Origin of the sequence: Enterobacter vonholyi (genome assembly GCF_040834095.1) — a bacterium.
Taxonomy (GTDB): domain Bacteria; phylum Pseudomonadota; class Gammaproteobacteria; order Enterobacterales; family Enterobacteriaceae; genus Enterobacter; species Enterobacter vonholyi.
Genome location: NZ_CP162152.1, coordinates 3,896,149 through 3,913,673, shown reverse-complemented (window position 1 = coordinate 3,913,673; position 17,525 = coordinate 3,896,149). Strand labels below are relative to the sequence as shown.

The 17,525-nt window shown below is 55.5% G+C and carries 15 protein-coding genes and 1 pseudogene; 12 read left to right on the top strand and 4 right to left on the bottom strand.

What is annotated here, in order from left to right:
* Position 1: 1 nt before the first annotated feature.
* The 10 genes and pseudogenes from nusA (at position 2) to mtr (ending at position 12,921) form a co-directional block, all read left to right on the top strand.
* The gene (gene nusA, locus AB3N39_RS18325) at positions 2 to 1,504 is read left to right on the top strand and encodes a transcription termination factor NusA (RefSeq protein ID WP_003861798.1); all 1,503 of its coding nucleotides are present in this window, start codon (positions 2 to 4) and stop codon (positions 1,502 to 1,504) included.
* A 24-nt stretch (positions 1,505 to 1,528) separates the two neighbouring features.
* Positions 1,529 to 4,216 (top strand): translation initiation factor IF-2, encoded by a 2,688-nt coding sequence (gene infB / locus AB3N39_RS18320; protein ID WP_008501472.1) that lies wholly within the window; start codon positions 1,529 to 1,531, stop codon positions 4,214 to 4,216.
* Between the two features lie 89 nt (positions 4,217 to 4,305).
* A complete protein-coding gene (gene rbfA, locus AB3N39_RS18315) occupies positions 4,306 to 4,710 on the top strand; it encodes a 30S ribosome-binding factor RbfA (protein WP_136195033.1) in 405 nt (134 codons plus the stop codon).
* The gene (gene truB / locus AB3N39_RS18310; RefSeq protein WP_133295202.1) at positions 4,710 to 5,660 is read left to right on the top strand and encodes a tRNA pseudouridine(55) synthase TruB; all 951 of its coding nucleotides are present in this window, start codon (positions 4,710 to 4,712) and stop codon (positions 5,658 to 5,660) included. The genes rbfA and truB overlap by 1 nt, the downstream gene beginning before the upstream one ends.
* Before the next feature lie 154 nt (positions 5,661 to 5,814).
* Positions 5,815 to 6,084 carry a 30S ribosomal protein S15 gene (gene rpsO, locus AB3N39_RS18305; protein ID WP_003861789.1) on the top strand — a complete coding sequence of 90 codons (270 nt, stop codon included), beginning with the start codon at positions 5,815 to 5,817 and terminating at the stop codon, positions 6,082 to 6,084.
* A gap of 242 nt (positions 6,085 to 6,326) precedes the next feature.
* Positions 6,327 to 8,523 (top strand): annotated as a pseudogene (gene pnp, locus AB3N39_RS18300) (polyribonucleotide nucleotidyltransferase).
* 50 nt (positions 8,524 to 8,573) lie between these two features.
* Complete coding sequence (gene nlpI / locus AB3N39_RS18295; RefSeq protein WP_032642338.1) at positions 8,574 to 9,458, top strand: lipoprotein NlpI; 885 nt, start codon at positions 8,574 to 8,576, stop codon at positions 9,456 to 9,458.
* Positions 9,459 to 9,565: 107 nt separating this feature from the next.
* Positions 9,566 to 9,646 (top strand): protein YrbN, encoded by an 81-nt coding sequence (yrbN, locus tag AB3N39_RS18290; protein ID WP_100122156.1) that lies wholly within the window; start codon positions 9,566 to 9,568, stop codon positions 9,644 to 9,646.
* Complete coding sequence (locus tag AB3N39_RS18285) at positions 9,639 to 11,534, top strand: DEAD/DEAH family ATP-dependent RNA helicase (RefSeq protein WP_252093498.1); 1,896 nt, start codon at positions 9,639 to 9,641, stop codon at positions 11,532 to 11,534. The genes yrbN and AB3N39_RS18285 overlap by 8 nt, the downstream gene beginning before the upstream one ends.
* 142 nt (positions 11,535 to 11,676) lie before the next feature.
* Complete coding sequence (gene mtr / locus AB3N39_RS18280) at positions 11,677 to 12,921, top strand: tryptophan permease (protein ID WP_133295199.1); 1,245 nt, start codon at positions 11,677 to 11,679, stop codon at positions 12,919 to 12,921.
* Between the two features lie 84 nt (positions 12,922 to 13,005).
* Here mtr and AB3N39_RS18275 read toward each other — a convergent pair whose 3' ends face one another.
* The 3 genes from AB3N39_RS18275 to AB3N39_RS18265 form a co-directional block, all read right to left on the bottom strand.
* Positions 13,006 to 14,013, bottom strand: coding sequence for a luciferase-like monooxygenase (locus tag AB3N39_RS18275; protein WP_367896939.1), 1,008 nt, complete (start codon positions 14,011 to 14,013; stop codon positions 13,006 to 13,008).
* Between the two features lie 78 nt (positions 14,014 to 14,091).
* Positions 14,092 to 14,970 (bottom strand): U32 family peptidase, encoded by an 879-nt coding sequence (locus tag AB3N39_RS18270; protein WP_111964957.1) that lies wholly within the window; start codon positions 14,968 to 14,970, stop codon positions 14,092 to 14,094.
* 7 nt (positions 14,971 to 14,977) lie between these two features.
* Positions 14,978 to 15,973, bottom strand: a complete 996-nt coding sequence (locus AB3N39_RS18265; protein WP_133295196.1) for a peptidase U32 family protein — start codon at positions 15,971 to 15,973, stop codon at positions 14,978 to 14,980.
* 211 nt (positions 15,974 to 16,184) lie between these two features.
* Between AB3N39_RS18265 and AB3N39_RS18260 the strand changes: the two genes are divergently transcribed.
* A complete protein-coding gene (locus AB3N39_RS18260; protein ID WP_325814181.1) occupies positions 16,185 to 16,709 on the top strand; it encodes an SCP2 domain-containing protein in 525 nt (174 codons plus the stop codon).
* Entirely contained in the window at positions 16,703 to 17,206 is a 504-nt protein-coding gene (locus AB3N39_RS18255; RefSeq protein ID WP_023309324.1) for a GNAT family N-acetyltransferase, read from the top strand. The genes AB3N39_RS18260 and AB3N39_RS18255 overlap by 7 nt, the downstream gene beginning before the upstream one ends.
* Here the strand turns inward: AB3N39_RS18255 and AB3N39_RS18250 are convergent.
* Positions 17,193 to 17,522: a GIY-YIG nuclease family protein gene (locus AB3N39_RS18250; protein WP_045260079.1), complete on the bottom strand. Its 330-nt coding sequence runs from the start codon at positions 17,520 to 17,522 to the stop codon at positions 17,193 to 17,195. The genes AB3N39_RS18255 and AB3N39_RS18250 overlap by 14 nt on opposite strands.
* Positions 17,523 to 17,525: the final 3 nt, after the last annotated feature.

The following is a 17,525-nucleotide window of genomic DNA, read 5'->3' as shown; positions in this document are numbered from 1 at the left end:
GATGAACAAAGAAATTTTGGCTGTTGTTGAAGCCGTCTCCAACGAGAAATCACTGCCGCGTGAGAAGATTTTTGAAGCGCTGGAAAGTGCACTGGCTACAGCAACCAAGAAAAAATACGAACAAGAGATCGATGTTCGCGTAGAAATCGATCGTAAAAGCGGTGACTTCGATACATTCCGTCGTTGGGTAATCGTTGAAGAAGTGACCCAGCCGACTAAAGAGATCACGCTGGAAGCCGCCCGTTTTGAAGACGAAAGTCTGAACGTGGGTGACTACGTTGAAGATCAGATTGAATCTGTGACCTTCGACCGTATCACTACCCAGACCGCTAAACAGGTTATCGTGCAGAAAGTGCGCGAAGCCGAGCGCGCGCTGGTTGTCGATCAGTTCCGCGATCAGGAAGGCGAAATCATCACCGGCGTGGTGAAGAAAGTGAACCGCGACAACATCTCCCTGGAGATCAAATCCGAAGGGTTGCCGGGTAACGCTGAAGCCGTGATCCTGCGTGAAGATATGCTGCCGCGTGAAAACTTCCGTCCGGGCGACCGTATTCGCGGTGTTCTGTACGCTGTGCGTCCAGAAGCTCGCGGTGCGCAGCTGTTCGTGACCCGTTCTAAACCAGAAATGCTGGTAGAACTGTTCCGTATCGAAGTACCGGAAATCGGTGAAGAAGTTATCGAAATTAAAGCGGCGGCTCGCGATCCGGGCTCCCGTGCGAAAATTGCGGTGAAAACCAACGACAAGCGTATCGACCCGGTCGGTGCTTGCGTCGGTATGCGCGGTGCGCGTGTCCAGGCAGTTTCTACTGAGCTGGGCGGCGAACGTATTGATATCGTTCTGTGGGATGACAACCCGGCGCAGTTCGTGATCAACGCAATGGCTCCGGCTGATGTGGCGTCTATCGTTGTTGACGAAGACAAACACACCATGGATATCGCTGTTGAAGCGGGCAACCTAGCGCAGGCAATCGGCCGTAACGGTCAGAACGTACGCCTGGCGTCACAGCTGAGCGGCTGGGAACTCAACGTCATGACCGTTGATGACCTGCAGGCTAAGCATCAGGCTGAAGCCCATGCGGCGATCGATACCTTCACCAAATACCTGGATATTGACGAAGATTTCGCCACTGTTCTGGTTGAAGAAGGTTTCTCTACGCTGGAAGAACTGGCCTATGTGCCAATGAAAGAGCTGCTGGAAATTGACGGTCTGGATGAACCAACCGTTGAAGCCCTGCGTGAACGCGCTAAAAACGCACTGACCACCCTGGCACTGGCTCAGGAAGAAAGCCTTGGCGATAAGAAGCCGGCTGATGACCTGCTGAATCTGGAAGGTCTTGATCGTGCGATTGCGTTCAAGCTGGCTGCCCGTGGTGTTTGTACGCTGGAAGATCTCGCTGAGCAAGGCGTTGATGACCTGGCTGATATCGAAGGTTTAACCGACGAGAAAGCCGGCGAGCTCATCATGGCCGCACGTAATATTTGCTGGTTCGGCGACGAAGCGTAATAAACTGTAGCAGGAAGGAACAGCATGACTGATGTAACTGTAAAATCGCTGGCTGCTGAGATTCAGACCTCCGTGGACCGCCTGGTACAGCAATTTGCTGATGCAGGGATCCCGAAGTCCGCTGATGACTCGGTAACCGCGCAAGAAAAACAAACCTTGTTAACGCACCTGAACCGTGAACACGGCTCTACGCCTGACAAGTTAACGCTGCAGCGCAAAACGCGTAGCACGTTAAACATCCCTGGTACCGGTGGCAAAAGCAAATCGGTACAAATTGAAGTCCGCAAGACGCGCACCTTTGTAAAACGTGATCCGCAAGAGGCAGAACGCCTTGCCGCGGAAGAGCAGGCACAGCGTGAAGCGGAAGAACAAGCTCAGCGTGAGGCGGAAGCAGCCGCCAAACGTGAAGCAGAATTAAAAGCTGAACGTGAGGCCGCAGAAAAAGCGAAACGCGACGCAAGTGATAAAGTGAAGCGTGACGCTGCGGAAAAAGACAAAGTGAGCAATCAACAGACAGACGAAATGACCAAAACCGCCCAGGCTGAAAAAGCCCGCCGTGAAAATGAAGCTGCCGAGCTGAAGCGTAAAGCGGAAGAAGAAGCCCGCCGTAAGCTGGAAGAAGAAGCTCGCCGCGTCGCCGAAGAAGCGCGTCGCATGGCAGAAGAAAATGAGAAGAACGGTGTTGATACCGCTGAGCAGTCTGAAGACACCAGCGACTATCACGTGACCACTTCTCAGCACGCACGTCAGGCTGAAGATGATAACGACCGTGAAGTAGAAGGCGGCCGTGGCCGTGGTCGTAATGCAAAAGCAGCGCGTCCGGCGAAAAAAGGTAACAAGCACGCGGAATCCAAAGCTGACCGTGAAGAAGCACGCGCGGCTGTTCGCGGTGGTAAAGGCGGCAAGCGTAAAGGTTCCGCTCTGCAGCAGGGCTTCCAGAAGCCGGCTCAGGCCGTTAACCGTGACGTTGTGATCGGCGAAACCATTACCGTTGGCGAACTGGCGAACAAGATGGCGGTTAAAGGCTCTCAGGTCATCAAAGCAATGATGAAGCTGGGCGCGATGGCAACCATCAACCAGGTGATCGATCAGGAAACCGCACAGCTGGTTGCGGAAGAGATGGGCCACAAAGTTATCCTGCGTCGTGAAAACGAGCTGGAAGAAGCAGTAATGAGCGACCGTGACACAGGTGCTGCGGCAGAACCGCGCGCACCGGTAGTGACCATCATGGGTCACGTTGACCACGGTAAAACCTCGCTGCTTGACTACATTCGCTCTACCAAGGTTGCCTCTGGCGAAGCGGGTGGTATTACTCAGCACATCGGTGCATACCACGTAGAAACTGACAACGGTATGATCACCTTCCTGGATACCCCAGGCCACGCCGCGTTTACCTCAATGCGTGCTCGTGGTGCTCAGGCGACGGATATCGTTGTTCTGGTTGTTGCTGCAGACGACGGCGTGATGCCACAGACCATCGAAGCTATCCAGCACGCGAAAGCAGCGGGTGTGCCGGTTGTGGTTGCAGTGAACAAGATCGATAAGCCAGAAGCGGATCCCGATCGTGTTAAAAACGAACTTTCCCAGTACGGTATCCTGCCGGAAGAGTGGGGCGGCGAAAGCCAGTTCGTACACGTGTCTGCGAAAGCGGGTACCGGTATCGACGAACTGCTGGACGCGATCCTGCTGCAGGCCGAAGTTCTGGAGCTGAAAGCCATCCGTAACGGTATGGCGAGCGGTGCGGTTATCGAATCCTTCCTGGATAAAGGACGTGGCCCGGTTGCTACCGTTCTGGTTCGCGAAGGTACGCTGCATAAAGGCGATATCGTTCTGTGCGGTTTCGAATACGGTCGCGTTCGTGCGATGCGTAACGAACTGGGTCAGGAAGTGCTGGAAGCAGGTCCGTCCATTCCAGTTGAAATCCTGGGTCTGTCCGGTGTTCCGGCTGCTGGTGACGAAGTGACCGTGGTGCGTGACGAGAAGAAAGCGCGTGAAGTGGCACTGTATCGTCAGGGCAAATTCCGTGAAGTTAAACTGGCTCGTCAGCAGAAATCTAAACTCGAGAACATGTTTGCCAACATGACCGATGGCGAAGTTCACGAAGTGAACATCGTTCTGAAAGCCGACGTTCAGGGTTCTGTGGAAGCGATCTCCGACTCCTTGCTGAAACTGTCTACCGACGAAGTGAAAGTGAAGATCATCGGTTCTGGCGTAGGTGGTATCACCGAAACCGACGCGACCCTGGCTGCTGCCTCCAACGCTATCCTGGTTGGCTTCAACGTTCGTGCGGATGCCTCTGCGCGTAAAGTGATTGAATCCGAAAGCCTGGATCTGCGTTACTACTCCGTCATCTATAACCTGATCGACGAAGTGAAAGCAGCGATGAGCGGCATGCTGTCTCCTGAGCTGAAACAGCAGATCATCGGTCTGGCTGAAGTACGTGACGTGTTCAAATCACCGAAATTCGGTGCGATCGCGGGCTGTATGGTTACCGAAGGTAACATCAAGCGTCACAACCCAATCCGTGTACTGCGTGACAACGTGGTTATCTACGAAGGCGAGCTGGAATCCCTGCGCCGCTTCAAAGATGACGTTAACGAAGTCCGTAACGGCATGGAATGTGGTATCGGCGTGAAGAACTACAACGACGTTCGCGTTGGCGATATGATCGAAGTGTTCGAGATCATCGAAATTCAGCGTACCATCGCTTAATTTCCGATTGTAAGCCGGGATCGCCTCGCGCCACCCGGCAATAATTTCAAAAAGGGGCTTTAGCCCCTTTTTTGTCTGGAGAATTTATTATGGCGAGAGAATTTGGTCGCCCTCAGCGCGTAGCGCAGGAAATGCAGAAAGAGATCGCACTCATTCTGCAACGTGAAATCAAAGACCCGCGCGTCGGCATGATGACCACCGTTTCCGGTGTAGAAATGTCCCGCGATTTGGCCTATGCAAAAGTGTTCGTCACCTTCCTGAACGATCAGGACGAAGCCGCAGTGAAGAACGGCATTAAAGCGCTGCAGGAAGCTTCTGGTTTCATCCGCTCTCTGCTCGGCAAGGCGATGCGCCTGCGTATCGTGCCTGAATTGACTTTCTTCTACGACAACTCGCTGGTCGAAGGTATGCGTATGTCCAACCTGGTGACCAGCGTGGTTAAACATGACGATGAGCGTCGTGTTAACCCGGCGGACGACAGCAAGGAGGACTGATGAGTCGTCCTCGTCGTCGTGGTCGCGACGTGCATGGTGTGCTGCTGCTGGATAAACCCCAGGGCGCTTCCAGCAACGACGTGCTGCAAAAAGTGAAGCGTATTTTTAACGCCAACCGTGCGGGCCACACCGGCGCGCTCGATCCGCTGGCAACTGGCATGCTGCCGATCTGCCTGGGAGAGGCGACAAAGTTTTCCCAGTACCTGCTCGACTCCGATAAGCGTTACCGCGTTATCGCTAAGCTGGGCCAGCGCACGGATACCTCCGACGCGGATGGCCAGGTCGTGGAAGAGCGTCCGGTGACCTTCAGTGCGAAGCAGCTTGATGCGGCGCTGGAGAGCTTCCGTGGGGATACGATGCAGGTGCCGTCGATGTATTCGGCGCTGAAGTATCAGGGCAAAAAACTCTACGAATATGCGCGCCAGGGTATTGACGTCCCGCGTGAAGCCCGTCCGATTACCGTGTATGAGCTGCTCTTTATTCGCCACGAAGGTGATGAGCTGGAGCTGGAAGTGCACTGTTCGAAAGGGACCTATATTCGCACCATCATTGATGACCTCGGTGAAAAGCTGGGCTGCGGCGCGCATGTGATTTACCTGCGTCGCCTTGCGGTGAGCAAGTACCCGGTGGAGCGAATGGTGACCCTGGAACATCTGCGCGAGCTGGTTGAACAGGCGGAATCTCAGGGGATCGCGCCGGCAGAGCTGCTCGACCCACTGCTGATGCCGATGGACAGTCCGGCTGCGGACTTCCCGGTTGTTAATCTTCCTTTAACATCGTCCGTTTACTTTAAGAACGGCAACCCGGTTCGTACGTCAGATGCGCCGCTGGAAGGCCTGGTACGCGTGACTGAAGGTGACGAAGGGAAATTCATCGGCATGGGCGAAATGGATGGCGAAGGGCGCGTTGCGCCGCGTCGTCTGGTCGTCGAATATCCGGTCGACGCGTGACGGTGATAACGGCTCACCTTGCGATAAGCAGGGGAGACGAGTAGAATATCGCCGCTTAACGCCTGGTAAATTGTTTAACAATCTGCGGGGCGTACATGGGATCGCTGAATTAGAGATCGGCATCCTTACATTCTTTATACTTTGGAGTTTGAAAATGTCTCTAAGCGTTGAAGCTAAAGCTAAAATCGTTTCTGAGTTTGGTCGTGGTACTAACGACAGCGGTTCTACCGAAGTTCAGGTTGCACTGCTGACTGCACAGATTAACCACCTGCAGGGTCACTTTGCAGAGCACAAAAAAGATCACCACAGCCGTCGTGGTCTGCTGCGTATGGTTTCTCAGCGTCGTAAACTGCTCGACTACCTGAAACGTAAAGATGTTGCACGCTACACCGCGCTGATCGAGCGTCTGGGTCTGCGTCGCTAATTCTTGCGAGTTTCAGAAAAGGGGGCCTGATGGCCCCTTTTTTCAAGCAGACGGCAGCAATTCACTGGAAACTATTGTATTGTTGCTATAAATGATCTTCATTGCAGAGGTTCGCGCGGCTAATGAGAGGCTTCACCCATGGGGGTGTTGGTTGTCATTAGTCGCGAGGATGCGAAGAAGGTCGGGTTAAATCGACAGCACACCGGCGGTGTGCTGTCAAACATTTAAGAAAGGACAGAACTTTGCTGAATCCGATCGTTCGTAAATTCCAGTATGGTCAACATACTGTCACGCTGGAAACCGGCATGATGGCACGTCAGGCGACTGCTGCCGTTATGGTAAGCATGGATGACACTGCGGTATTCGTTACCGTTGTGGGCCAGAAAAAAGCTAAACCAGGTCAGGACTTCTTCCCGCTGACCGTTAACTACCAGGAGCGTACCTACGCTGCCGGTAAAATCCCGGGTGGTTTCTTCCGTCGTGAAGGCCGTCCAAGCGAAGGCGAAACCCTGATCGCGCGTCTGATTGACCGCCCGGTTCGCCCGCTGTTCCCTGAAGGCTTCGTCAACGAAGTGCAGGTTATCGCGACCGTTGTTTCCGTTAACCCACAGGTTAACCCGGACATCGTGGCGATGATCGGTGCGTCCGCAGCCCTGTCACTTTCTGGTATTCCATTCAATGGTCCAATCGGTGCCGCGCGCGTGGGTTACATCAACGACCAGTACGTGCTGAACCCAACTCAGGAAGAGCTGAAAGAAAGTAAGCTGGACCTGGTGGTTGCGGGTACCGAAGCCGCTGTGCTGATGGTTGAATCCGAAGCTGAACTGCTGAGCGAAGACCAGATGCTGGGCGCTGTGGTCTTCGGCCATGACCAGCAGCAGGTTGTTATCCAGAACATCAACGACCTGGTGAAAGAAGCCGGTAAACCACGTTGGGACTGGCAGCCAGAAGCGGCCAACGACGCGCTGAACGCACGTGTTGCTGCACTGGCAGAATCTCGTCTGAGCGATGCATACCGCATCACCGACAAACAGGAGCGTTACGCTCAGGTTGACGTGATCAAATCTGAAGTAACCGCGACCCTGGTTGCCGAAGACGAAACGCTGGACGCTAACGAAATTGGCGAAATCCTGCACGCTATTGAGAAAAACGTTGTTCGTAGCCGCGTGCTGGCTGGCGAGCCGCGTATCGATGGCCGTGAAAAAGACATGATCCGTGGTCTGGACGTGCGTACTGGCGTGCTGCCACGTACTCACGGTTCTGCGCTGTTCACCCGTGGTGAAACGCAGGCGCTGGTTACCGCGACCCTGGGTACAGCCCGTGACGCGCAGATCATCGACGAACTGATGGGCGAGCGCACTGACAGCTTCCTGTTCCACTACAACTTCCCTCCGTACTCCGTAGGTGAAACCGGCATGGTTGGCTCACCGAAGCGTCGTGAAATTGGTCACGGTCGTCTGGCGAAGCGCGGCGTGCTGGCAGTGATGCCAGAAGCAGACAAATTCCCATACACCGTACGTGTGGTGTCTGAAATCACAGAATCTAACGGTTCTTCTTCCATGGCTTCCGTGTGTGGTGCCTCTCTGGCGCTGATGGATGCAGGCGTGCCAATCAAAGCCGCCGTTGCGGGTATCGCAATGGGCCTGGTGAAAGAAGGCGACAACTATGTTGTTCTGTCTGACATTCTGGGCGACGAAGACCACTTGGGCGATATGGACTTCAAAGTAGCGGGTTCCCGCGACGGTATCTCTGCGCTGCAGATGGATATCAAAATTGAAGGTATCACCAAAGAGATCATGCAGGTTGCGCTGAACCAGGCTAAGGGTGCACGTCTGCACATCCTGGGCGTGATGGAACAGGCTATCAACGCGCCACGCGGTGATATCTCTGAATTCGCACCGCGTATTCACACCATCAAGATCAATCCAGACAAGATCAAAGATGTTATCGGTAAGGGCGGTTCCGTAATCCGTGCGCTGACCGAAGAGACCGGCACCACCATCGAAATCGAAGATGACGGTACTGTGAAGATCGCAGCAACCGACGGCGAGAAAGCGAAATTCGCGATCCGTCGCATCGAAGAAATCACTGCAGAAATCGAAGTGGGCCGTGTGTATGCAGGTAAAGTGACCCGTATCGTTGACTTTGGCGCGTTCGTTGCCATCGGTGGCGGTAAAGAAGGTCTGGTTCACATCTCTCAGATCGCTGACAAGCGCGTTGAGAAAGTGACCGATTACCTGCAGATGGGTCAGGAAGTGCCGGTTAAAGTTCTGGAAGTCGATCGCCAGGGCCGTATCCGTCTGAGCATTAAAGAAGCAACCGAGCAGTCTCAGCCAGCTGCTGCGCCAGAAGCACAGGCAGCAGAACAGCAAGGCGAGTAAGTTGCCATTTGCCCTCTGCTTTGCGGAGGGCCTATTATCAGGCAGGACGCCTTGTTAAGCCGCCGGGGGACAGGACGTTCATCCAATAGTTGTCTTCGGGAGTGGGAAATGAAGCCTTTTTTGCGCTGGTGTTTCGTTGCGACAGCTTTAACGCTGGCAGGATGCAGCAACTCTGCCTGGCGTAAGAGCGAAGTCCTCGCAGTGCCATTGCAACCGACTTTGCAGCAGGAAGTGATCCTGGCACGCATGGAACAAATACTTGCCAGTCGGGCTTTAACCGATGACGAACGCGCACAGCTTTTATATGAGCGCGGAGTGTTGTATGATAGTCTCGGTCTGAGGGCATTGGCGCGAAATGATTTTTCACAAGCGCTGGCTATCCGACCTGATATGCCTGAAGTATTCAATTACTTAGGCATTTATTTAACGCAGGCAGGCAATTTTGATGCTGCCTATGAAGCGTTTGATTCTGTACTTGAGCTTGATCCAACTTACAACTACGCGCACTTGAATCGCGGTATCGCATTGTATTACGGCGGTCGTGACAAGTTAGCGCAAGATGATCTGCTGGCGTTTTATCAAGACGATCCTAATGATCCTTTCCGTAGCCTGTGGCTTTACATCGTTGAGCGGAAGCTCGATGAGAAGCAGGCAAAAGAGGCACTGAAACAGCGCTTCGATAAATCGGACAAGGAACAGTGGGGATGGAACATTGTCGAGTTCTACCTGGGCAACATTAGCGAAGCAACGCTGATGGAACGCCTCAAGGCGGACGCAACGGATAACACCTCGCTCGCTGAGCATCTCAGTGAAACCAACTTCTATTTAGGTAAGTACTACCTAAGTCTGGGGGATATGGACAGCGCTACGGCACTGTTCAAATTAGCGGTTGCTAACAACGTACACAACTTCGTTGAGCACCGTTATGCATTGTTGGAATTATCGCTCTTGGGCCAGGAGCATGACGACCTGGCAGAATCGGACCAGCAATAGCTGACGACATAAACATCAGCCCGTAATCTTTTGATTGCCATCACCTTAACTGGTGAGGGCGTTGTTGTTCGTCAATACACCTACTTTGAGCCGGTTCACACTTTTCAATGAAAATTGCTAATCATTTTCACGATGAGCTAAGTAGACTGGCCGCCATTGACATTGAGGCACTCGTACTACATGGCTGAATTCGAAACCACTTTTGCAGATCTGGGCCTGAAGGCTCCTATCCTTGAAGCCCTTAACGATCTGGGTTACGAAAAACCATCTCCGATCCAGGCTGAGTGTATCCCACACCTGCTTTCTGGTCGTGACGTGCTGGGCATGGCCCAGACTGGTAGCGGTAAAACTGCAGCATTCTCGCTGCCGCTGCTGAACAACATTGATCCGGAACTGCGTGCACCGCAGATCCTCGTCCTGGCTCCAACCCGTGAACTGGCTGTTCAGGTTGCAGAAGCAATGACGGAATTCTCTAAACATATGCGCGGCGTAAACGTGGTTGCCCTGTACGGCGGCCAGCGTTATGACGTGCAGTTACGCGCCCTGCGCCAGGGTCCACAGATTGTTGTCGGTACGCCGGGCCGTCTGCTGGATCACCTGAAGCGCGGTACTCTGGACCTCTCTAAACTGAGCGGCCTGGTGCTGGATGAAGCAGATGAAATGCTGCGTATGGGCTTCATCGAAGACGTCGAAACCATCATGGCGCAGATCCCGGACGGTCATCAGACCGCGCTGTTCTCTGCCACCATGCCAGAAGCGATTCGTCGTATCACCAAACGCTTCATGAAAGATCCGCAGGAAGTGCGTATTCAGTCCAGCGTAACCACTCGCCCGGACATCAGCCAGAGCTACTGGTCTGTGTACGGCATGCGTAAAAACGAAGCGCTGGTACGTTTCCTGGAAGCGGAAGATTTTGATGCGGCGATTATTTTCGTTCGCACCAAAAACGCGACCCTGGAAGTGGCTGAAGCCCTGGAGCGTAGCGGCTATAACAGCGCAGCGCTGAACGGCGACATGAACCAGGCTCTGCGTGAGCAGACTCTGGAGCGTCTGAAAGACGGTCGTCTGGATATCCTGATTGCAACCGACGTGGCAGCACGTGGTCTGGACGTTGAGCGTATCAGCCTGGTTGTTAACTATGACATCCCGATGGATTCCGAGTCTTACGTTCACCGTATCGGCCGTACCGGTCGTGCGGGTCGTGCTGGCCGTGCGCTGTTGTTCGTTGAGAACCGCGAGCGTCGTCTGCTGCGTAACATCGAACGCACCATGAAGCTGACCATTCCAGAAGCGGACCTGCCAAACGCAGAGCTGCTGGGCAAACGCCGTCTGGAAAAATTCGCCGCTAAAGTACAGCAGCAGCTGGAAAGCAGCGATCTGGATCAGTACCGTGCGCTGCTGTCGCAGATTCAGCCTGTTGCTGAAGGCGAAGAGCTGGACATGGAAACCCTGGCCGCAGCACTGCTGAAAATGGCTCAGGGCGAACGTAGCCTGATCGTGCCACCAGATGCGCCGATGCGTCCTAAGCGTGAATTCCGTGACCGTGACGATCGCTTCGAACGTCGTGGCGACCGTAACGATCGTGGCCCACGTGGTGACCGTCCAGAGCGTGGTGGTGAAGACCGTCCACGTCGTGAACGTCGCGACGCAGGTGACATGGAACTGTACCGCATTGAAGTGGGCCGTGATGATGGCGTTGAAGTTCGTCACATCGTTGGCGCGATCGCTAACGAAGGCGACATCAGCAGCCGTTACATCGGTAACATCAAGCTGTTCGCATCCCACTCTACCATCGAGCTGCCAAAAGGCATGCCGGGTGAAGTACTGCAGCACTTTACGCGTACCCGCATCCTGAACAAGCCGATGAACATGCAGCTGCTGGGCGATGCACAGCCACGTCCTGACCGTGGCGGCGAACGTCGTGGCGGTGGTCGCGGTTTCGGCGGCGAGCGTCGTGAAGGCGGTCGCAGCGAAGGTCGCGGTGGTGAAGGTCGTCGTTTCTCCGGCGAGCGCCGCGAAAGCCGTGGCCCGCGTCGTGAAGAAGGCTCCAGCCGTCGTCGTTTCGGTGACGCGTAAGCCTTACGCTTCTGACGTAAAGTAAAATATACAGCCCCGATTCATGCGATCGGGGCTTTTTTTATTCCTTTTGTACTCCTGTACTGGTACAGTGCGTCACATTAAAATGCAGAACCGTATGATTGACTGGAGAAAAGGCTGTATGGCGACACTAACCACCACCCAAACGTCACCTTCGCTGCTTGGCGGCGTGGTGATCATCGGCGGAACCATTATAGGTGCCGGGATGTTTTCCCTGCCCGTGGTCATGTCCGGTGCGTGGTTCTTCTGGTCGCTGGCCGCGCTGGTCTTTACCTGGTTCTGTATGCTCCATTCCGGGCTGATGATCCTCGAGGCGAACCTGAACTACAGGATTGGCTCCAGTTTCGACACCATCACCAAAGATCTGCTGGGCAAAGGCTGGAATCTGGTGAACGGGCTGTCCATCGCGTTTGTGCTCTATATCCTGACCTACGCGTATATCTCGGCAAGCGGTTCGATTCTGCATCACACCTTCTCGGAGATGTCGCTGAACGTACCGGCGCGTCTGGCCGGGCTGTGCTTTGCGCTGGGCGTGGCGTTTATTGTCTGGATGAGTACCAAAGCGGTGAGTCGGATGACGGCGATCGTGCTGGGCGCGAAGGTCATCACCTTCTTCCTGACCTTCGGCAGCCTGCTGGGGCATGTGACGCCTGCCACGCTGTTTAACGTCGCCGAAGTGAACACCTCCTACACGCCTTACCTGCTGATGACCCTGCCGTTCTGTCTGGCGTCGTTCGGCTACCACGGTAACGTGCCGAGCCTGATGAAGTACTACGGCAAAGATCCGCGCACCATTGTGAAGTGTCTGGTCTACGGCACGCTGCTGGCGCTGGGGCTGTATGTGATTTGGCTGCTGGGGACGATGGGCAACATCCCGCGTCCGGAATTTATCGGCATTGCCCAGAAGGGCGGTAACATTGACGTGCTGGTGCAGGCGCTGAGCGGCGTGCTGAACAGCCGCAGCCTGGATCTGCTGCTGGTTATCTTCTCTAACTTTGCGGTGGCGAGCTCTTTCCTCGGCGTGACGCTGGGCCTGTTTGACTACCTGGCGGATCTGTTTGGCTTTGATGATTCTGCGATGGGGCGCTTCAAAACCGCGCTGCTGACCTTCCTGCCGCCGATTGTGGGCGGCCTGCTGTGGCCGAACGGTTTCCTTTACGCCATCGGCTATGCAGGGCTGGCGGCAACCATCTGGGCGGCAATTGTGCCCGCGCTGCTGGCACGTAAATCACGTAAACGCTTCGGCAGCCCGAAATTCCGCGTCTGGGGCGGCAAGCCGATGATTGCACTGATCCTGGTGTTTGGGGTAGGTAACGCACTGGTCCACGTGCTGTCGACTTTTAACCTGCTGCCTGTGTATCAGTAAACGCAAAGCCCGGTGGCGCTACGCTTACCGGGCCTACAGGGATCGCGTAGGCCGGATAAGGCGAAGCCGCCATCCGGCAAAAACCTACCCCACCAGCTCCTCTTTCACCTGCATCGCCAGCTCAAACGAGTGTAAACGCGCCTGGTGATCGAAAATCTGGCCGTTAACCATAATTTCATCCGCCTGCGTTTCGCGCAGCACAGCCTCCAGCTCGTGACGCACTTTCGCTTTATCGCCTACCAGCGACATGCTCAGCGCCTGCTGCACGCCATACTGTTCGGAGGCTGACCACAGCTGATGCATATTCTCCACCGGTGGCGGAAGCTGGCCCGTTTCACCGCGACGCAGCTTCACAAACGCCTGCTGCATGGAGGTAAACAGGAATTCCGCGTCGCGATTGCTGTCGGCGGCAACGATGTTGATACACACCATTGCGTACGGCTTCTCCAGACGCTCGGACGGTTTGAAGTTCGTGCGGTAGAGATGCAGCGCCTGATGCAGCATATCCGGCGCGAAGTGCGAGGCAAATGCAAACGGTAGCCCCAGTTGGGCGGCAAGCTGCGCGCTGTAGAGGCTCGAGCCCAGCAGCCACACCGGGATCTTCTCGCCGTAGCCCGGTACCGGACGCACGTACGGGTTCGGATCGCGCGCGTCGAACCAGTCCACCAGTTCGGCCACATCGCGTGGGAAGTTGTCGATATCGCCGCTCATATGGCGACGCAGGGCACGCATAGTCGGCTGGTCGCTGCCCGGCGCACGGCCAAGCCCTAAATCGATACGGCCCGGATAGAGGGTATTCAGGGTGCCAAACTGCTCGGCGATCACCAGAGGAGCGTGGTTTGGCAGCATCACGCCGCCGGATCCCAGGTGCAGCGTGGTGGTGTTTGCCGCCAGATAACCAATCAGTACCGAGGTGGCGGCGCTGGCGATGCCCACCATGTTGTGGTGTTCGGCCAGCCAGTAGCGGTGATAGCCACGCTTTTCGGCCAGCTGAGCCAGATCCAGAGAGTGCGAAAAGGCTTCTCTTGCCGAGGAGCCTTGTGGGATCGGCGCCAGATCCAGCACCGAAAACGGAATGGTTTTGTCAGTCATAACAGCTCACTTTGTCGACGGTGAATCTTTAATACTGCATTAAAAAATGATAACCGTTGTTAACAAAGTGAGCCTTTTTTAGGCCTGAAGTTCCAGTCCTGCGAGCCGTCGCCAGTAGCCGTTACAGTCGCTGTTTGCCGTAAGCGGCAGCGGAGCAGCACCGTTTTCGTTGGCGCGGAAGGCATCCAGCATCGCAAACACGCCGTTATCAAGCGGTGACAGGCGCACCATATCCACCAGCCCGTCCATAGACGCCAGCTCGTTGCCGAGGTTATAGACATAGCCGCTCATAGTCTGAATGCCGTTGAGAACAAACACCTGCTGATTCTCCTGGGACAACATGCTGCGTCCGTTTGGGTACTTAATACAGCAGGTTTCGCACTCGTCTTTTGGACGGTCTTCCGAGCGTGCGGTAAAGCAGCGGGCGGAATAGGCCAGCGGCAGATGCCCGTAGCTCAGCACTTCCACTTCAAACTTGTTACGAATGCCCAACTCTTCGCACTGGGTCAGCAGGTTTGCCAGCCAGTCGCGGGAGAGCTCAACAGGCATACACCAGCGCGTCATCCCCTGTTTGAGCAGCAGGCGCAGGGTCACGGCGTTATAACAGTTCAGGGCATGGCCCGCGACAAACGGCAGCCTGCGTTCGGCGCACATGTTCACCACGCCGAGATCGCTCGCCTCCAGCAGGAACTCGCCGTTCTCTACGTAGCGTTTCAGCTCGCCCAGTTCAGAAGAGGCCTGCACCAGCGCGAGCGTGGAGAGCACGACCTGTTTGCCGCTGCCGGCCAGGTTTTTCGCCATATCAAGCCAGTCGCCCACTTTGGTGGCGCGACGTTTGCTGCACACCGCTTCGCCGAGGTAAATCACATCGGCGCTGCTGGAGGCAGCCTGTTGGTAAAAATCTTCCAGCGTCTCTTTTGGCCAGTAATAAAGCACCGGCCCTAATGAATATTTCATGATTTTCTCACTGCCATTTACGGTGATACGCGCCCAGCGTGGTTTGCGTGCCTTCGGACATCGATCCGAGCGTTTCCATCCAGGCCTGCTGCGGGGCGTAGTTCTGCGGGTCCGCCATGCAGCGGTCGATGGCCTGACGCCACACTTTCGCCACCTGGCTCACGTAGGCCGGGCTGCGCTGACGACCTTCGATTTTCACCGAGGCAATATTGGCCGCCAGCAGTTCAGGCAGCAGCTCGAGCGTATTAAGGCTGGTAGGCTCTTCGAGCGCGTGGTAGCGCTCGCCGTCGACCAGATAGCGGCCTTTACACAGCGTCGGATAACCGGCGTTTTCACCATCCTGATAGCGGTCAATCAGCACCTCATTCAGACGAGATTCCAGCCCCTGCGGCGTTTGTTGCCAGCGAACGAAGCGGGCAGGGGAGCAGGCCCCGACGGTATTCGGCGACTCGCCGGTCAAATACGAGGAAAGATAGCAACGGCCTTCGGCCATAATGCACAGGCTGCCAAAGGCAAAAACTTCCAGCGGCACTGGCGTGACGCGCGCGAGTTGCTTAACCTGATGAATAGAGAGCACGCGCGGCAGCACCACGCGGGCCACGTCAAAGTTTAGGTGATAAAAACGCACGGCCTCTTCGTTGGTGGCAGATGCCTGAACAGAGACGTGGCGCTCAATATGGGGATAGCGTTCTGCCGCATACTCAAGCATAGCGAGGTCGGCCAGAATCAGCGCATCGGCACCCAGCTGTGCCGCCATATCCACCGCGCGCTGCCAGCGGGCGTAGCCGTCAGGATGAGCAAAGGTATTGATGGCGATATGCAGCTTGCGGCGGTGCTGGTGAACGAAGTTAACGGCTTCCTGAAGCTTTTTCTCCGTAAAGTTGAGGCCAGCAAAATGGCGGGCGTTGGTATCATCTTTCAGCCCGATATAGACCGCATCGGCCCCATTTTCGATGGCCGCCTTAAGCGCCGGAAGGTTTCCGGCAGGGCAGAGCAGCTCCATAATTTATCCTGATGTAGTCGATCGCAAAATTGTTAACGAGCTGGGATTTTAATTAACCCATACGCGACAATTTTTGATTTAAGGCAGCTAATGGCGTATTGATGACACCAATAATGAGGTACGGCTGACGACGGTTTGTTGATTTACGCCGCTATGTTGCGCTTCGGATATGGCAAAATAGCAGGACTATAGATATCAGGGAGTAAAGCTCGTGCTGGATAAACTGCGTTCACGTCTCGTACAATTTGGACCATCAATGCTGAGCGTGCCGGTCAAGCTGGCGCCGTTCGCGCTAAAACGCCAGGTGCTGGAGCAGGTCCTGAGCTGGCAGTTCCGCCAGGCGCTGCAGGACGGCGAGCTGGAATTCCTGGAAGGCCGCTGGTTAAGCATTGAGGTGCGTGACATCGGGCTGCACTGGTTTACCTCCGTTGAGAATGACCAGCTGATCGTACGCGAATCCGCCGACGCGGATGTGAGCTTTAGCGCCAACGCCAGCGATCTGCTGATGATCGCCGCGCGCAAGCAGGATCCGGATACGCTCTTCTTCCAGCGCCGTCTGGTGATTGAAGGCGACACGGAGCTGGGCCTGTACGTGAAGAATTTAATGGATGCCATTGAGCTGGAGCAGATGCCGAAAGGGCTGCGCGTGATGTTAATGCAAATGGCAGATTTCGTTGAGGCCGGGCTGAAAACCCCGCCGGACGGTAAACACACTTCAGTAGGTGAGCCATGCTGATTCGAGTCGAAATTGGGATTGATGCGCCGGGGATCGATGCGTTGTTACGCCGTGCCTTTGCGAGCGATGCCGAAGCCCAACTGGTCCACGACCTTCGCGAAGACGGCCTGATTACGCTGGGGCTGGTTGCCACCGATGACGAAGGTCAGGTGGTGGGCTATGTTGCCTTCAGTCCGGTCATCGTTCAGGGCGAAGAGCTGCAGTGGGTCGGCATGGCGCCGCTGGCGGTAGATGAAAGCTATCGCGGGCAGGGTCTGGCGCGCCAGCTGGTCTATGAAGGGCTGGATTCGCTCAATGAGTTTGGCTATGCCGCCGTTGTCACGCTGGGCGATCCGGCGTTCTATGGCCGTTTAGGCTTTGAGCAGGCCGCGCATTACGATCTGCGCTGTCGCTGGCCGGGTACGGAATCCGCTTTCCAGGTCCACCGTCTGGCGGACGACGCGCTCAACGGCGTCAACGGCCTGGTCGAGTATCACGACCATTTCAATCGCTTTTAATCAGGCTCTCGCGTAGCGCCTCAAAGGAGCCGTCTCCGGTCACGAGGCGCTCTTTCTGGCGCTTCGTCAGCTGCTTGATGCGGTATTCCAGCCTGAGCGCCAGCGAACGGTCGCCGACGGCCGCTGAGAAGGCGAGCTGTAATTCCCCTTTCCCCCGCAGCGCTTTTGCCCCTTTTCCCGTTTGATGTTGTAAAAAACGCCGCGCCACATCGGTGGTGATCCCGGTGTAGAGTGCGTTATCAGCGGTTCGGACAAGATAGAGAAACCAGCACACGGTAAACAGATTCAGTATGTTAAGGTGAACGCACCATAGCATGAG

What these genes read in the sequence shown, in the direction of transcription:
- AB3N39_RS18270 (WP_111964957.1), bottom strand. Translation starts at nt 14,970, where the DNA reads ATGAAATATTCATTAGGGCCGGTGCTTTATTACTGGCCAAAAGAGACG.
- nlpI (WP_032642338.1), top strand. Translation starts at nt 8,574, where the DNA reads ATGAAGCCTTTTTTGCGCTGGTGTTTCGTTGCGACAGCTTTAACGCTG.
- rpsO (WP_003861789.1), top strand. Translation starts at nt 5,815, where the DNA reads ATGTCTCTAAGCGTTGAAGCTAAAGCTAAAATCGTTTCTGAGTTTGGT.
- AB3N39_RS18265 (WP_133295196.1), bottom strand. Translation starts at nt 15,973, where the DNA reads ATGGAGCTGCTCTGCCCTGCCGGAAACCTTCCGGCGCTTAAGGCGGCC.
- nusA (WP_003861798.1), top strand. Translation starts at nt 2, where the DNA reads ATGAACAAAGAAATTTTGGCTGTTGTTGAAGCCGTCTCCAACGAGAAA.
- truB (WP_133295202.1), top strand. Translation starts at nt 4,710, where the DNA reads ATGAGTCGTCCTCGTCGTCGTGGTCGCGACGTGCATGGTGTGCTGCTG.
- AB3N39_RS18250 (WP_045260079.1), bottom strand. Translation starts at nt 17,522, where the DNA reads ATGCTATGGTGCGTTCACCTTAACATACTGAATCTGTTTACCGTGTGC.
- rbfA (WP_136195033.1), top strand. Translation starts at nt 4,306, where the DNA reads ATGGCGAGAGAATTTGGTCGCCCTCAGCGCGTAGCGCAGGAAATGCAG.
- AB3N39_RS18275 (WP_367896939.1), bottom strand. Translation starts at nt 14,013, where the DNA reads ATGACTGACAAAACCATTCCGTTTTCGGTGCTGGATCTGGCGCCGATC.
- AB3N39_RS18255 (WP_023309324.1), top strand. Translation starts at nt 16,703, where the DNA reads ATGCTGATTCGAGTCGAAATTGGGATTGATGCGCCGGGGATCGATGCG.
- yrbN (WP_100122156.1), top strand. Translation starts at nt 9,566, where the DNA reads ATGAAAATTGCTAATCATTTTCACGATGAGCTAAGTAGACTGGCCGCC.
- AB3N39_RS18285 (WP_252093498.1), top strand. Translation starts at nt 9,639, where the DNA reads ATGGCTGAATTCGAAACCACTTTTGCAGATCTGGGCCTGAAGGCTCCT.
- mtr (WP_133295199.1), top strand. Translation starts at nt 11,677, where the DNA reads ATGGCGACACTAACCACCACCCAAACGTCACCTTCGCTGCTTGGCGGC.
- infB (WP_008501472.1), top strand. Translation starts at nt 1,529, where the DNA reads ATGACTGATGTAACTGTAAAATCGCTGGCTGCTGAGATTCAGACCTCC.